Annotated in this window: 11 protein-coding genes and 1 tRNA gene; 8 read left to right on the top strand and 4 right to left on the bottom strand. The window is 66.4% G+C overall.

Going from position 1 to position 15793, the window contains the following annotated elements; genetic code table 11:
- The first annotated feature begins 52 nt into the window (after positions 1-52).
- The 6 genes from AWC08_RS28850 to AWC08_RS28825 all read left to right on the top strand — a co-directional run bounded on the left by AWC08_RS28850 (position 53) and on the right by AWC08_RS28825 (position 9524).
- Complete coding sequence (locus AWC08_RS28850; protein ID WP_083271097.1) at positions 53-1255, top strand: cytochrome P450; 1203 nt, start codon at positions 53-55, stop codon at positions 1253-1255.
- A 114-nt stretch (positions 1256-1369) separates the two neighbouring features.
- The gene (locus tag AWC08_RS28845; RefSeq protein WP_065136012.1) at positions 1370-4003 is read left to right on the top strand and encodes an FAD/NAD(P)-binding protein; all 2634 of its coding nucleotides are present in this window, start codon (positions 1370-1372) and stop codon (positions 4001-4003) included.
- Between the two features lie 192 nt (positions 4004-4195).
- A complete protein-coding gene (locus tag AWC08_RS28840; RefSeq protein WP_065136011.1) occupies positions 4196-5110 on the top strand; it encodes an MBL fold metallo-hydrolase in 915 nt (304 codons plus the stop codon).
- A gap of 51 nt (positions 5111-5161) precedes the next feature.
- Positions 5162-5920 (top strand): SDR family oxidoreductase, encoded by a 759-nt coding sequence (locus AWC08_RS28835; protein ID WP_065136010.1) that lies wholly within the window; start codon positions 5162-5164, stop codon positions 5918-5920.
- Positions 5921-5937: 17 nt separating this feature from the next.
- Positions 5938-6603, top strand: coding sequence for a nitroreductase (locus AWC08_RS28830; RefSeq protein ID WP_065136009.1), 666 nt, complete (start codon positions 5938-5940; stop codon positions 6601-6603).
- 131 nt (positions 6604-6734) lie between these two features.
- A complete protein-coding gene (locus AWC08_RS28825) occupies positions 6735-9524 on the top strand; it encodes a helix-turn-helix transcriptional regulator (RefSeq protein ID WP_069434207.1) in 2790 nt (929 codons plus the stop codon).
- Positions 9525-9711: 187 nt separating this feature from the next.
- On the opposite strand, the gene AWC08_RS28820 is transcribed toward AWC08_RS28825, so the two are convergent.
- The 4 genes from AWC08_RS28820 to AWC08_RS28805 all read right to left on the bottom strand — a co-directional run bounded on the left by AWC08_RS28820 (position 9712) and on the right by AWC08_RS28805 (position 11356).
- Positions 9712-9783, bottom strand: a tRNA-Val gene (locus tag AWC08_RS28820).
- Between the two features lie 46 nt (positions 9784-9829).
- Complete coding sequence (locus AWC08_RS28815; protein WP_065136007.1) at positions 9830-10291, bottom strand: peroxiredoxin; 462 nt, start codon at positions 10289-10291, stop codon at positions 9830-9832.
- Positions 10291-10701 (bottom strand): DUF3052 domain-containing protein, encoded by a 411-nt coding sequence (locus AWC08_RS28810; protein WP_065136006.1) that lies wholly within the window; start codon positions 10699-10701, stop codon positions 10291-10293. The genes AWC08_RS28815 and AWC08_RS28810 overlap by 1 nt, the downstream gene beginning before the upstream one ends.
- Positions 10702-10771: 70 nt before the next feature.
- Positions 10772-11356, bottom strand: coding sequence for a hypothetical protein (locus AWC08_RS28805; RefSeq protein WP_082986586.1), 585 nt, complete (start codon positions 11354-11356; stop codon positions 10772-10774).
- 160 nt (positions 11357-11516) lie between these two features.
- Here AWC08_RS28805 and aceE point away from each other — a divergent pair, with 160 nt between their 5' ends.
- Together aceE and AWC08_RS28795 are read left to right on the top strand one after the other, a co-directional pair.
- A complete protein-coding gene (aceE, locus tag AWC08_RS28800; protein WP_065136004.1) occupies positions 11517-14306 on the top strand; it encodes a pyruvate dehydrogenase (acetyl-transferring), homodimeric type in 2790 nt (929 codons plus the stop codon).
- A gap of 141 nt (positions 14307-14447) precedes the next feature.
- Positions 14448-15764, top strand: coding sequence for a PucR family transcriptional regulator (locus AWC08_RS28795; protein ID WP_069434206.1), 1317 nt, complete (start codon positions 14448-14450; stop codon positions 15762-15764).
- Positions 15765-15793 lie beyond the last annotated feature (29 nt).

Genomic DNA, 15793 nt, shown 5'->3' with positions numbered 1-15793 from the left:
TTTAAGCAATTCGCCCGATGATCACGCGCGGCCGAAAACGAATAGTCGGATCATGACCATCGACATCGCACTGCCCACCCTCGCCTACACCGTCGACACCGGCCGCGACGAACTCCGTGCACTGCAGGCCGAGGCACTGCGCAGCGGGCCGATCGCCCTCGGCCCCTACGGACCCGAGGTACTCGCGTACGACCTGGTGCGCACCGTGCTCCGAGACTCCCGGTTCGTCGTTCCGCAGGGGATTTCCCTTGTCGTGCAGGGCATCACGGCCGGCCCGATCTGGGACCGGGTCACCAAGCTGCTGGTCAGTGTCGACGGCGCCCAGCATCAGCGGCTGCGCCGACTCGTCGCACGATCGTTCACTCCGCGCGCGGCCGAGCGAATGCGGGAGGCGTGCGTCGACGTCATCACCGAGCTCGTCGACCGGCACGCCGACACCGGCCGGTGTGACTTCGTCGCCGACATCGCCGATCCCTACCCCGTTCCGATCATTTGCGCCCTGCTCGGGGCTCCCCGGGAGGACCGGCATCTGTTCTCGCAGTGGGCCGCCGACATCAGCAAGGCGTTCGGGTGCAGTGTCGCCGAGCACGAATCGGCGATCCTGCGGGCGTGGGCGGCTCTGGAGAGTTATGTCGAGGAGCTGATCGCCGTGCGTCGACACTCGCTGACCGATGACCTGATCTCCGAGCTGATCCGGGTCGAAGACGACGGCGACCGGCTGAGCCACGAAGAGCTGGTCAATCTCGTCGTGATCCTGCTCAACGCCGGCACCGACACCACCCGCAACCAGCTGGCCGCGGCCGTGCAGACGTTGGCCGAGCACCCCGACCAGTGGGAGTTGCTCGCCGCGCACCCGGAACTGGCGCCGCAGGCCGTCGAAGAGCTGATGCGGCACTCGCCGATCGCCCTGGGCGCAATGCGCACGGCCCGTGTCGATATCGAGCTCGCCGGGGTTCGTTTTCCGGCGGGTTCGCTGGTCATCGCGAACACCGCTGCGGCCAACCGGGATCCGGACGTCTACGACGCGCCGGACCGCCTCGACATCACCCGACAGAATGCGCCGGCGATGCTGACATTCGGCGGGGGCATGCACTATTGCCTCGGCGCGCACCTGGCCCGCCTGGAGATGGCCGAAGCGCTGCGGGTGATCACCGCGCGGATGTCCAATGTCCGCTGCACCGGGCCGGCGCCGTGGAAGCCGATGACCGGTATCTCCGGCCCGATCACACTTCCGTTGACGTTCGACGCCCGCTAACCCGCGAGCAGCCGCAAAATCACCCAATTTCGGCACGAAATGGGCGCCTCCGCGTCTGCTCGGCGTTTTCGCCATCAGGTTCCCCAACCCGCCCGCAAGGGTTAACCTTCCGCTATGACCCGCGTCGCGATCGTGGGTGGCGGCGCTGCGGGGGTGCTCGCCGCAGTACATCTGCGCCCGCGCAAACCGGAAGCGCAGATCACGCTGATCGATGCGTCCGGGCGTCCCGGCACCGGCGCGGCGTATGGCACCAACGATCCGACCCACCTGTTGAACGTTCCCGCGCAACGAATGTCGGCCTGGCCGGACGATCCCGACCACTTCTGCCGTTGGCTGGACGAACGGGCTGTCACGCCGGCCGAGAGCTTTGCACCGCGTCTCGCGTACGGCCGCTACCTGCGGGAGCAACTGGCCGGCGCCGATGTGCGGATCGAGACTGCCGAGGTCGTGGGGCTGGTGCCCGGTGCGTCAACCCAGGTGAAGTTGAGCGACGGACGCTCGTTATCGGCGCATGCAGTAGTGCTCGCGTCTGGGCGCCCCGCAGGTGGACTGCCCGAGTCGTTGGAGCGCGCCTTCGCTCCGGTTTTGGCCGCAGGCGCTGACGGCAACGTTGTGGTGGATCCCTGGGCGCCCGGCGCGCTCGCGGCTCTTGGTTCGAGCCGGCCCGAGAGCGTCTTGGTGATCGGTTCTGGACTCACAGGCATCGACGTAGCGCTGCATCTGATCGCGCGCGGCGCCACGGTCACCATGTTGTCGCGCCACGGAGTGCTCCCCCATCGATTCCGCGATACGGGGGCGCCGGCAGACGTACCTAACCTCGATGCGCTTGGTGACGCGAACACGCTGGAGCGGGTCCGTGCCGCGCTCGGTGCGGATCTCACCCTCGCTCGCGAAGCCGGCTTGAACTGGCGACAAGTGATCGACGCCGTGCGGCCGCGCACAGCTCGGCTGTGGCGCTCGCTGGGGTGGGAGGACCAGCGCCGTTTTCTGCGCGAGGATTTGCGGCAGTGGGAGGTCCTGCGCCACCGCATGCCGCCGACGACCGCCGCTGCGATCGATACCGCGATCGGCAGTGGCCAACTGATCATCGAGGCGGGCGAAGTGGCTGACGTGTCGCTGCGCGGAAGCGGCGTCGAACTGGTCGTCACGACCAGCGGCGGATCGGTTCGTCGACGGGGTGACGCGGTGGTTGCCGCAACCGGGACTGCGTGGGATCGGCGGTCGCTGCAGCGCTCCCCGCTGTGGGCGAACCTATTGGCTTCGGGTGTCGCGTCGATGCACCCCTGCGGCATCGGCGTTCGCCTCGATGCCGACGGCCGCCTCATCGACGAGGCGGGCGCCACCGTCCAGGGCATCGTCTGCATCGGATCGATCCGCCAGGGTGAGGAGTGGGAAACCACCGCGATCCCCGAGATTCGTGCCCAAGCCGCTGGCCTAGCGCAACTGCTCGCCGACGACACCAGCGACCGTCCAGTCAGAGCCCCCCGTCTCATCACCACCAGCCCGAAACTCACCGGTGCCGATGCTTCTTACGCCGAGGGTGTGCGTCGATTGCTGGCCGTCCAGGACGGTGCATCGGTAGCTTTCGCCGCCGCGATCGCGGAAAATCCCAACCACCCGCGGGCGCATGTCGCGCTGGCGATGATCGCAACGGAACGTCCCGACCGGGCAGGCGGTCCCGACGCAGTCAACGGCCATCTGGCACGAGCGAGGGCCGCGCTTGCCCATGGCAGCGACGAGGACCGCAGCCACGTCGAAGCGATCGCGACGTGGTGCGAGAAGGGGAACGCCGCAGGCACCGAAGCGCTCATCGACCATCTCGACCGCGTACCGGATGACGCGGTCGCGTTGCTGGTGCTCGCCCCGTCAATTGCGTTCGCAGGTGCCGGCGATGCTTTGCCGGACGCGTGGCAGTACGTCGAGCGGTTCACCGGTGTGCATGGCGAGGCGCCCTGGTATCTGGGATTACGCGCGTTCGGGCGCATCGAACAGGGCCTCTGGTATGACGCAGCCGATCTCGCCGATGCCGCGCTCGACCTCGATCCAGGCAACGGCAACGCCGCGCACGCGCTGTCCCACGTGCACTACGAGACCGACGCGCACGGGGCCGGGCTGAAATGGCTGACGGAATGGATCAGCGGCCCCGGCAGCACGCAGCGTTACCTCCCGCACTTCCAGTGGCACGCCGCGCTGCACGAACTCGCCATGGGCAATGCCGCTGGGGCGGCGCGGCGGTACGCAACGACGCTCGCGCCGCCCCACTCCCGAGACGTGCGCTGTCTGGTTGATGCCGGTTCGCTCGCGTGGCGGGCGCGCATGCACCCGGATTGGGTGACCCCACCGGATCCGATGCCGATACTCGCAGAGGTCGGCTCGCTTGCCTATGCGCCGAAAACACCGTTCATCGCCTTTCACGCGCTGCTTCTCTTGGCGGCGGCGAACGATCCGGCCGCGATCCGCGCGATCAGTGTGCCCGGCGCGACGGACGAACAGGCGACGACATTGCGCCTGATCGGTGAAGGCCTCATCGCGTTGACAGCAGGTGAGCCGCGCGCCGCGCTCGACTATCTCCTCGAATCGCTCCCCGGACTTCCCTCGATCGGCGGCAGCCGTGTGCAGCAGGAAGTGGTCCTCGAAACGGCTTTGGCCGCAATGCTTCAGCTCGGTGCGCCGGGTCAGGCAGCGCGCCTGTTGTCCCGGCACCGCGCCGCACCCGGCCCGCTGGTGACCCGCGGCGCCGTGAACTGAGCCGCTGCGCTGCGCACATCGGCTAGAGCGATCTGCGAGTGCTGACCATCGGCCACGGCTCGAATCTTTCGCCGGGTTCGGCCACGGATCACGGACTACGGACTACGGACTTTCAAGGGTTCGGCTCGCAGTCCGGGCCGCGAGGCTGATCTGGACCGGGAACCATCCAGCAACGGTCCAAAGGAGAAGATCATGAGCTTGGAAAACATTTCGCATCTTTGCCGGCCGGAGCTCGACGAGTTAGTCCCGTCGCGCTACGCGGTGCAGGTCGGCGACATCGAGGTGTTGGTAATCAGCGACGGGGTTCTCCCGATACCCGCCGCGACTATGGCCACCAACGCCGACGCAACCGACCTGTCGAGCTGGCTGGACGACATGTTTTTGCCGCCGGACCTGCTCGAGTGGCCACTGAACGTGGTCGTGGTACGTAGCGGCGACCGGACCATACTCGTCGACGCTGGGCTGGGAGTGGAGTTCCCGGACTTCCCGCGAGCCGGACAAACGGTTCACCGACTGGAGGCCGCGGGTGTCGATCCCGCATCCGTGACTGACGTGGTGCTAACCCACTTGCACATGGACCACATCGGAGGGCTGCTCGCAGACGGACTAAAGGCACGGCTACGGCCGAACCTGCGAGTCCACCTCGCGACCGCCGAGGCCGAGTTCTGGGCGGCTCCCGATTTCTCCCGCACCGCCATGCCGCCGGGGATACCGGATGCACTTCGATCGGCGGCCTCGCGGTTCTTGAACGAGTACCGCAGCCACCTGCAGCCGTTCGAGACCGAGTACGAGGTGGCGCCGGGAGTCATCGTCTGCCGCACCGGCGGGCACACCCCCGGGCACAGCGTGGTCCGTCTCGCGTCCGGCGGCGACCGACTGACTTTCGCCGGTGACGCCGTGTTCCAGGTCGGGTTTGACCAACCAGAGTGGCAGAACGGCTTCGAACACGACCCCGAGGAGGCGGCGCGCGTTCGGATCCGTCTCTTGCAGGAGATAGCGGCGACCGGCGAGTCTCTGGTGGCCACCCACCTGCCATTCCCGTCCGTCTGCCGGGTGGCAGCCGCCGGCAACGTCTTTCGGTGCGTACCGGCTGTCTGGGAGTACTGACCTCACGTCAACAACTGCCCAAAACATGCGCACCATCACGGAAGGCTCACCATGAGGATCGTCGTCATTGGAGGAACCGGCCTGATTGGGTCAAAAGTCGTGCAGGCGCTGGCTGACCGCGGTCATGATGCCGTCGCTGCCGCTCCATCGACCGGTGTTAACGCCGTGACCGCCGAGGGCTTGTCCGATGCGCTGGCCGGCGCATCGGTGGTCGCCGACGTGTCGAACTCGCCGTCGTTCGAGGGCACCGCTGCGATGAAATTCTTCAAGGAAGCGACAACGAACTTGCTGGCAGCCGAGGCCAAAGCCGGTGTTAAGCATCATGTTGCGCTGTCCGTGGTGGGCACTGAATGTCTTGCGCCGCACAGCGGTTACTTCCAGGCGAAGCAGGCGCAGGAAGATCTCATCACTGCGGGGCCGATTCCTTACTCGATCGTGCACGCAACGCAGTTCTATGAGTTTCTCAACGTCATTGCCGACTCCGCGACCGAGGGGAACACGGTGCGGCTGCCGTCGGCCCTTATTCAGCCAATGGCCGCGGCCGACGTCGCCGAAGCGGTTGCCAGCGCAGCGGTCAGTGACCCGATGAACGGGACTAGCGAAGTGGGCGGGCCCCAGGCGTATCGCATGCCCGATCTCATTCGCACGGTATTGACCGCCCACGGAGATGCCCGCGAAGTTATCGCCGATCCCGCCGCGCGCTATTGGCACGCCGAAATCCAAGAGCGCACACTCGTTCCCGCTGACGGCGCGAATCTGTACGAAACCCGTTTGGAGGACTGGATTCTCGAAACGGCCGCGAAAGGATAGCCAAAGCCATGTCGACAATGGACGTTTACGAAGCGGTCACCAGCCGACGAGCAGTGCGCGGATTCACCGATCAGCCCGTCCCAAGAGAGGTGCTGGAGCGTGTGCTTTCCGCCGCGGCTTGGTCACCGTCGGGATCTAACCTGCAACCGTGGCACATATACATTCTGACCGGTGCTCCGCTGGTGCAGCTCAAAGTGCTTGCAGTGCATCGCGTAGGGGCGGGTGACCCCTGGGACGAGCGCGAATTCGAAATGTACCCAACGGATTTGAAGTCGCCCTACCGTGAGCGCCGGGCCGCCTTTGCCAAGCAGCGCTACGGCGCGCTCGGCATTGCACGCGAGGACTTGGAGGCTCGTCAGCGCGCCGCGATCGCGAACTGGGACTGTTTCGGCGCACCCGCCGCCCTGTTCTGCTACATCGATCGCGATATGGGCCTTCCCCAATGGGCAGACCTCGGTATGTACCTGCAAACCGTGATGCTGCTGCTGCGCGCCGAGGGCTTGCACAGCTGCCCACAGATGGCGTGGTCGCAAACTCGCAAATCCGTTGCCGAGGTCGTGTCACCCCCCGATGGGCGCATCCTCTTTTGTGGCATGTCGATCGGGTACGAAGACCCAACACTTGGTTACGCGCGTACGGGACGCGCGCCCCTCGACGAGACCGTCACGTTCATCCACGGTTAGCGCTGCATCGACGGTTGCCGGCTGCACCACTCGACCGCAGCCGGAGCGCTCGCTAGCATCAGGTTCGGACCAGCTGCCATTCGCCAACAGCAAACCGGGGTGGGCCACTGGGACCAGACGCAACGGTGACTATGTCGAGCCAGGGTCGGGAACAACGTCTGCGCGGCCGCGATGCCGAGTGCGGGACGCTGCGCGGCATGATCGCGACGGTCCAATCAGGAAGCCATCAAGTCTTGGTTCTTCGCGGCGAAGCGGGGGTCGGCAAAACCGCCTTGCTGAGGTACGTGTCAGAGGTCGCATCCGGCTTCCGCTGTGTCCAGGTGGCAGGTGTGGAGTCGGACATGGAGCTCGCATTCGCCGGCCTGCAGCAGCTATGCGCGCCGCTGATGGATCGATTCGATGAACTGCCCCAACCGCAGCGCGAGGCGCTGAACGTAGCCTTTGGCCGCGGTGTCGGAGCGGCGCCCGACCGTTTCCTGGTCGGATTGGCAGTACTGAGCCTGATGGCCGCCGCCGCCAACGACCAACCCCTGCTTTGCATCATCGATGATGCGCAGTGGCTCGACCAGGTGTCGGTGCAGACACTCGCCTTCGTCGCGCGGCGTCTCTTAGCCGAGCCTGTGGCGTTGGTCTTTGCCGTCCGCGATGGCGGCGCATCACCGTTGGCCGGTCTGCCGGAACTCGCGCTCAGCGGCTTGTCTGACCGCGAGGCTCGGGATCTGCTGGACTGGGTCATGCCTGCGCGGATCGACGAGCGGGTGCGAGACCGCATCGTCGCAGAGACGCGGGGCATTCCGTTGGCATTGCTCGAGATGCCGCGAAACCTTTCTGCGGCAGAGCTTGCCGGCGGCTTCGGGAATCTGGCTGCGCACCGCTCCGCGGGACAGCTGGAGGAAAGCTTTGTGCATCGCACCAAGTCTCTTCCGGCCGACACTCAACGGTTGCTGCTGGTCGCGGCAGCCGAGCCAGTCGGCGACGCAGCGTTGTTCTTGCGTGCGGCAGCCAATTTGGGCATCCCGGTCGACGCGTTAGCGCCGGCAGAAACCGACGGTTTGATCGAATTCGGTCCGCGCATGCGCTTTCACCACCCGTTGATGCGCTCAGCCGCTTACCGCGCAGCGGATTTGTCTAACCGTAGGGCTATACATCGCGCATTGGCCGACGCGACGGATCCGCAATCCGACCCCGACCGTCGGGCATGGCACGCCGCGAACGGCGCGGCGGGACCCGATGATGCGGTGGCCACTGAACTGGAAACCTCAGCGGCCCGTGCGCAGCGCAGGGGCGGCATAGCCGCGGCGGCGGCATTCTTGGAGCGCGCAACCGCGCTGACATCGGATCCGGGCCGGCGCGGTTCCAGGGCCATCGCTGCTGCACAGGCCAAAGGCGATGCGGCGGCCGCCGAGGCCGCATACGACCTCCTTGCGATCGCCGAACTAAGCCCGCTCTCCGACCTTCAGCGCGCCCAAGTGGCTCGATTGCGTGCCCAGATGGACTTTGCCCGCAGCCGCGGAGGTGGTGCTGGTGCGCCCCGACTTGCCGAGCCCTCAGCGCAACTGCTCAACGCCGCCCAAAGCTTGGAAACCTTCGACGACGAGCTAGCCCGGGAGACCTATCTCGAGGCGCTCGCCGCAGCCATGTATGCCGGGCGACTCGGTGGACTCGACGCGCTGGCGAAGGCCGCCGAGACCGCGCGCGCTGCAGTTGACCGGGCATCGAAGCTGCATTCACCGATGGACCTGCTGTTGAGCGGCGTGACCAACCGAATCATGAGCGGCGTCAACGGCGGCGGCGCCGTGCTGCGTACAGCAATGGAGCTCATCAGCACCCAAACGGAGCAAAACGATAGCCAGGCGCTGCACTGGACGTCGTTGGCCTTCCCAGTCGTGCAGGAGTCCTTCGCGGCCGAACTGTGGGACGATGCGATCTACCGTCAATTGGCTACCGACATCGTCGGGCAAGCTCGTCAGGCCGGTGCACTGGCTATCCTCCCACGGGCGCTCGCATACCGGGCGAGGGCCCACGTATTAGCGGGCGAATTCGCCGCGGCAGCAACACTTATCGACGAGGCGGCCTCGATCACCGCATCAACCGGCTACACGCCGTTCAAATACGACGCATTGCTACTGGCTGCCTGGCGAGGGATACCAGATGCGGTTGGTTTGATCGAGGCAGCCTCCGCCGAGGGAACCGCGAGAGGCGAAGGCCGACTGCTCGGCTTGGCTGGGTATGCCGCGGTTCTGCTCTACAACGGGCTCGGCCGATACGAAGAGGCATTCGCCGCCGGTCGCCAGGCGTGTGAATACGAAGATCTCGGCTTCTACGGATGGTGCTTGATCGAACTGATCGAAGCTGCGGCACACACTGGCGAACAAGAGGCGGCCGCAGCGGCCATAAGTTTGCTCGCAGCCCGCGCCGGCGCTAGCGAAACCGACTGGGGTCTAGGTGTTCTAGCCAGTGCACGGGCCCTGATAGCCGACGATCAGATCGCCGAGGAGCTCTTCACCGAAGCCATCGAACGCTTGGAGCGCACCAGCATCGTCGTACAGTTGGCTCGCACGCATCTGCGCTACGGGGAATGGCTGCGCCGGGTGAACCGGCGACTCGATGCACGTCGACACCTCACGGAGGCCCATTCGATGTTTACCCGAATGGGCGCGAACGCCTTCGCGGAGCGGACTCGCCGGGAACTTGTCGCCGTCGGTGAGAAAGTGCGCAAGCAACCGGTCCGCTCCGGAGATGAGCTGACGGCGCAGGAAGCACAGATCGCACGACTAGGCGCGGAGGGGCTGACGAATCAGGAGATCGGCGCGCAGTTGTTCATCAGCACGCACACCGTCGAATGGCACCTCAGGAAGGTGTTCGTCAAGCTGGGGATTACTTCGCGTAGGCAGCTCCGGACGGTGTCGTGGGCCAGCTAGGGCCTGATCTCAATCGCATAGGTCACGGCAGAAGAACAGCTAACGGCTGTCGCACTGAGGTCGAAACGCGTCTGATCGTGTCCCCGGACTCGACGAAACGCCGCACTGACCGCTGAGCTGCGCGAGCAGACGTTAAGGCGCCTCATTTCGGCACGAAATGGGCGCCTTAACGTCTGCTCGGCCAGAGTGGGCGCGGACGGTATCGAACCGCCGACCGCTGGTGTGTAAAACCAGAGCTCTACCACTGAGCTACGCGCCCTTATGCCCCGGCGCAGGCTACACGCCGAAGCCCCAACCACTCAAAACTAGCCGCGCAATGCACCCAGCGCCTGGGTCCACAGCGCACGATCACGCGCCTCGCCGGGCTGCTTCATCTCGGCGAACCGGATGATCCCCGACTTGTCGACCACGAAGGTGCCGCGGTTGGAGATGCCCGCCGCGTCGTTGAACACCCCGTACGCCTGGCTGACTTCCCCGTGTGGCCAAAAGTCCGACAGCACGGGGAACAGGAATCCGCTCTGCACCGCCCAGATCTTGTGGGTCGGCGGCGGCCCCACCGAGATGGCCAGCACCGCGCTGTCGTCGTTCTCGAACTCCGGCAGGTTGTCCCGCACCTGGTCCAGCTCGCCCTGGCAGATGCCGGTAAAGGCCAGCGGGAAGAACACCAGCAGCACATTCTTGGCCCCGCGGTAGCCGCTCAGCGTGACGGGCTGCTGATTCTGGTCGCGCAGCGTGAAGTCGGGGGCGGTGGCTCCGACGTCGAGCATCAGCGCTTCCCGGCCCGCGACTTCGGCTGAACCAACCGGCTGGCCGCCCAGTTGCCCAGGTTGACCGACGACGTCGGCATCAGCCCCGCCGTGGGGGCCGCTTCGGCGATGTCGGCTGGCAACACGTGACCGGGCCGGCCCGTCTTGGGGGTCAGCACCCAGATCACGCCGTCCTCGGCCAGCGGACTGATCGCGTCCATCAACAGGTCCACCAGGTCCCCGTCACCGTCGCGGTACCACAGCAGGACGACGTCGACGACCTCGTCGGTGTCCTCATCGAGCAATTCGCCGCCACAGGCATCCTCGACATCAGCGCGGATGTCGTCGTCGGTGTCTTCGTCCCAGCCCCACTCCTGGACGACCTGGTCCCGTTGGATGCCCAGTTTGCGAGCGTGATCCGCCGCGACCACCGTGAAACCTCCTTAGACAACCGAGAGCGACAAGCGTAATCGTCGCACAGGCACTACTAGCTTCATACGGCTAACCCACGCACATTTTCAACGCCTTGGTCTTGGCGTCGTTGAGCCGGTCGACCCGCCGGTTGAACTCACCGGTGGACGCGTGCGTGCCGATCGCGTTGGCCACCTGCCGGGCGGCGTCGTTGTAGGTGTTCATCGCATCGCGCATCTGGCCCGGCAGGGCGTCGCTGTAGCTGTTCTCCACCGCCGAGGCGCTGGCGTTGAGCGCGTCGATGGCCGGACCTTCGGCGGGCCCGGTGTTCTTGCCGCCGTTGAAGGCCGCGACGAAGGCGTTGACCTTGTCGATCGCTTCCTTACTGGTGGTCGCCAGGGTGTCGCACGACGTGCGGATCGCCCTGGTGGTGACCGACGCGATGCGCTGAGATTCCCGCACGCTGGACGTCACCGACGACGCCGACACCGACGCCGACACCGAGGATCGGTACGCGGGGGCGACGTTGGTGTCGGGTGCTGCGGTCCCTTCGGTGACCTTCGTACAGCCGACGATGCCGATAGCCACCACAGCGATGGACCCGAGAGCCAGAGCGCCTCGCCTGGGGAAGGCCCCCACGCGCCTGCGAGGGACGGCGCGCCATCCGATGAGCACGGGGTCTGACGTTACCGGGTCGCGATCCCATCTGCCCCATTAGCACCGACTTCGGTGTGGCACCCGAGACGGGCACACGGGTACCCGCCGGGGACGCCGGTGCGGCACGATAGAGGGACGATCACTCGAGCATCACCCATGCCGACTACAGGAGCGGAAGTTGACCACCGAGTTCGCCCGCAACGATCTGGCCAAAACCCCAAGCAGCACAAGCGAACCCGATCGCGTTCGGGTGATCCGCGAAGGCGTCGCGTCGTACCTGCCCGACATCGATCCGGAGGAAACCGCGGAGTGGCTGGAGTCGTTCGACGACCTGCTGGCGCGCTCGGGCCCCGCGCGGGCGCGCTATCTCATGCTGCGAATGCTCGAACGCGCCAGCGAGCAGCGGGTCGCCATCCCCGCCCTGACGTCGACCGACTACGTCAACACCATCCCCACCGAGCTGGAACCGTGGTTCCCCGGCGACGAGGACGTCGAACGGCGCTTCCGCACCTGGATCAGGTGGAACGCGGCCATCATGGTGCACCGCGCCCAACGCCCCGGGGTCGGCGTCGGCGGCCATATCTCGACGTATGCGTCCTCGGCGGCCCTCTACGAGGTCGGCTTCAACCATTTCTTCCGCGGCAAATCCCATCCCGGCGGCGGCGACCAGGTGTTCATCCAGGGGCACGCCTCCCCCGGCATCTACGCGCGCGCCTTCCTCGAGGGCCGGCTGAGCAGCGACCGCCTCGACGGCTTCCGGCAGGAACACAGCCATGCCGGCGGCGGGCTGCCGTCCTACCCGCACCCGCGCCTGATGCGCGACTTCTGGGAATTCCCCACGGTGTCGATGGGGCTGGGCCCGATGAACGCCATCTACCAGGCCCGCTTCAACCATTACCTGCACGACCGCGGCATCAAGGACACGACCAATCAGCACGTGTGGGCGTTTTTGGGCGACGGCGAGATGGACGAGCCGGAAAGCCGCGGATTGATCCAGGTGGCGGCCAACGAAGCGCTGGACAACCTGACGTTCGTGATCAACTGCAACCTGCAGCGCCTCGACGGCCCGGTGCGCGGCAACGGCAAGATCATCCAGGAGCTGGAGTCGTTCTTCCGCGGGGCCGGCTGGAACGTCATCAAGGTGGTGTGGGGCCGCGAGTGGGATGCCCTGTTGCACGCCGATCGCGACGGAGCGCTGGTGAACCTCATGAACACCACGCCCGACGGCGACTTCCAGACCTACAAGGCCAACGACGGCGCCTATGTGCGCGACCACTTCTTCGGCCGCGACCCGCGGACCAAGGCGCTGGTGGAGAAGATGAGCGACTCCGAGATCTGGAATCTCAAGCGTGGCGGTCATGACTACCGCAAGGTCTACGCCGCCTACCACGCCGCGGTCGCGCACAAGGGCCAGCCGACGGTCATCCTGGCCAAAACCATCAAGGGCTACTCGCTGGGCGCCCACTTCCAGGGCCGCAACGCCACCCATCAGATGAAAAAGCTTGCGGCCGAAGACCTCAAGCACTTCCGCGACGCGATGCGTATTCCCATCTCCGATGCGCAACTCGAGGAGGACCCCTACCTGCCGCCGTACTACCACCCGGGCCCGGACGCCCCGGAGATCCGCTACCTGCTGGACCGGCGCCGCACACTGGGCGGCTTCGTCCCCGAGCGCCGGACCAAGAGCAAGGCGCTCAAGCTGCCCAGCCGCGACGTGTACAAGGCGCTGAAGAAGGGATCGGGCAACCAGGAGGTCGCCACCACCATGGCGCTGGTGCGGACCTTCAAAGAACTGTTGCGGGACAAGGAAATCGGCCACCGCATCGTCCCCATCATCCCGGACGAGGCGCGTACCTTCGGCATGGACTCCTGGTTCCCGTCGCTGAAGATCTACAACCGCAACGGCCAGCTCTACACCGCTGTGGACGCCGAACTGATGTTGGCGTACAAGGAAAGCGAAGTCGGGCAGATCCTGCACGAGGGCATTAACGAGGCCGGCTCGGTGGGGTCGTTCACCGCGGTCGGCACCTCCTACGCCACCCACGACGAGCCGATGATCCCGCTCTACATCTTTTATTCGATGTTCGGCTTTCAGCGCACCGGCGACAGCCTGTGGGCCGCGGCCGACCAGATGGCCCGCGGGTTCGTGCTGGGCGCCACCGCGGGACGCACGACGCTGGTCGGCGAGGGCCTGCAACACGCCGACGGGCATTCGCTGCTGCTGGCGGCCACCAATCCGGCGGTGGTGTCCTACGACCCGGCGTTCGCCTACGAGATCGCCTACATCGTGGAAAGCGGCCTGGCCAGGATGTTCGGCAAGGACCCGGAGAACGTGTACTTCTACATCACTCTGTACAACGAGCCCTACCCGCAGCCCCCGGAGCCGGAGAACTTCGACCCCGAAGGACTGCTGCGGGGCATCTACCGCTACCGCGCCGCCAAGGAGAAGCGCTCGAGCGCGGCCCAGATCCTGGTTTCCGGGGTGGCGATGCCCTCAGCGCTGAAGGCGGCCGAGATGCTGGCCGAGGAGTGGGACGTGGCCGCCGACGTGTGGTCGGTGACCAGCTGGGGCGAGCTGAACCGCGACGGCGTGGAGATCGAGAAGCAGCGGCTGCGCCACCCGGACAAGCCGGCGGGCACGGCCTACGTGACCAAGGCACTGGAGCAGACCCGCGGTCCGGTGGTCGCGGTGTCCGACTGGATGCGGGCGGTGCCCGAGCAGATCCGGCCCTGGGTGCCCGGCACCTACGTGACGCTGGGCACCGACGGGTTCGGGTTCTCCGACACCCGCCCCGCCGCCCGGCGCTACTTCAACACCGACGCCGAATCGACGGTGGTGGCGGTGCTCGAGGCGCTCGCCCGCGACGGTGAGATCGACCCGTCGGTGGCCGTCACCGCTGCCCGACAGTACAAAATTGACGACGTGCAGGCCGCCCCCGAGCAGACCTCCGACCCGGGCGTCGCCTAGGAGCGCTGCCTCTCGTTTGGCGCCGAGCGTGACTGTGCAGTCACGTTCGGCGCCGAGCGTGACTGTGGCGTCACGCTCGGCGGCGCAGAGGCGCACGCCCTTTTAGCGGAATCCCCTAGAAAAAGGGCGTAGCTTTTAGGGGTGGCTGACAACAACTTGGCGCAGCAGCTGGGGCGTCCCAGGTCGCCGCTGGAGCTGCTGGACACCGTGCCCGACTCCCTGCTGCGTCGGCTCAAGCAGTACTCGGGGCGGCTGGCCACCGAAGCGGTCTCGGCCATGCAAGAGCGGCTGCCTTTCTTCGGGGACCTGGAAGCCTCTCAGCGCGCCAGCGTGGCCCTGGTGGTGCAGACGGCCGTGGTCAACTTCGTCGAGTGGATGCAAGACCCCCACAGCGACGTCAGCTACACCGCACAGGCCTTTGAACTGGTGCCCCAGGACCTGACCCGGCGCATCGCGCTGCGCCACACCGTGGACATGGTGCGGGTCACCATGGAGTTCTTCGAGGAAGTGGTGCCGCTGCTGGCCCGCAACGAGGAACAGTTGACGGCGCTGACGGTGGGGATCCTGAAATACAGCCGCGATCTGGCCTTCACCGCGGCCACCGCGTACGCCGACGCCGCAGAAGCCCGCGGCGCGTGGGACAGCCGGATGGAGGCCAGCGTCGTCGACGCCGTCGTCCGCGGTGACACCGGCCCCGAGCTGCTCTCCCGGGCGGCCGCGCTGAACTGGGACACCACCGCACCGGCCACCGTCATCGTCGGCACGCCGGCGCCGGGGCGCCCCAACGGCGACAACGGCAGCGAGCGCGCCAGCCAGGATCTGCGCGACATCGCCACCCGACACGGCCGGGCCGCCCTGACCGACGTGCACGGCACCTGGCTGGTGGCGATCGTCTCGGGTCAGCTGTCGCTCACCGACAAGTTCCTCAAGGACATACTGGTCGCCTTCGCCGACAAGCCGGTAGTGATCGGGCCGACGGCGCCAATGCTCACCGCGGCCTATCACAGCGCCAGCGAGGCGATTTCGGGAATGAACGCGGTCGCCGGCTGGCGCGGAGCCCCGCGGCCGGTGCTGGCGCGGGAGCTGCTGCCCGAACGCGCGCTGATGGGCGATGCGTCGGCGATCGTGGCGCTGCACACCGACGTGATGCGGCCGCTTGCCGACGCCGGTCCGACCCTCGTCGAGACCCTGGACGCTTTCTTAGATTCCGGCGGCGCTATTGAGGCTTGTGCCAGGAAGTTGTTCGTTCATCCAAACACCGTGCGCTACCGACTCAAGCGGATCACCGACTTCACCGGGCGTGATCCCACCCAACCACGCGATGCGTACGTCCTGCGGGTGGCGGCGACGGTGGGCCAGCTCAACTACCCGACGCAGACTTCCAGCGCCGCCAACATTCCGGTCCCACAGCTTCCGCCGCCGGTCAGAGGGGGTTCCGGCGCCGTTTCCGGACGATAGTGATTTAGATGACAGATAGCGGGTGTATC

The sequence above is a fragment of the Mycobacterium gordonae genome, from assembly GCF_002101675.1.
In the GTDB taxonomy this organism is placed as follows: domain Bacteria; phylum Actinomycetota; class Actinomycetes; order Mycobacteriales; family Mycobacteriaceae; genus Mycobacterium; species Mycobacterium gordonae.
Note: the sequence above shows the minus strand (reverse complement) of the source record. Positions and strands in the feature narration are given on the sequence as shown.

Coding starts and splice junctions, on each gene's coding strand:
- AWC08_RS28850 (WP_083271097.1), top strand. CDS start 53: ATGACCATCGACATCGCACTGCCCACCCTCGCCTACACCGTCGACACC.
- AWC08_RS28845 (WP_065136012.1), top strand. CDS start 1,370: ATGACCCGCGTCGCGATCGTGGGTGGCGGCGCTGCGGGGGTGCTCGCC.
- AWC08_RS28840 (WP_065136011.1), top strand. CDS start 4,196: ATGAGCTTGGAAAACATTTCGCATCTTTGCCGGCCGGAGCTCGACGAG.
- AWC08_RS28835 (WP_065136010.1), top strand. CDS start 5,162: ATGAGGATCGTCGTCATTGGAGGAACCGGCCTGATTGGGTCAAAAGTC.
- AWC08_RS28830 (WP_065136009.1), top strand. CDS start 5,938: ATGGACGTTTACGAAGCGGTCACCAGCCGACGAGCAGTGCGCGGATTC.
- AWC08_RS28825 (WP_069434207.1), top strand. CDS start 6,735: ATGTCGAGCCAGGGTCGGGAACAACGTCTGCGCGGCCGCGATGCCGAG.
- AWC08_RS28815 (WP_065136007.1), bottom strand. CDS start 10,291: ATGCTCGACGTCGGAGCCACCGCCCCCGACTTCACGCTGCGCGACCAG.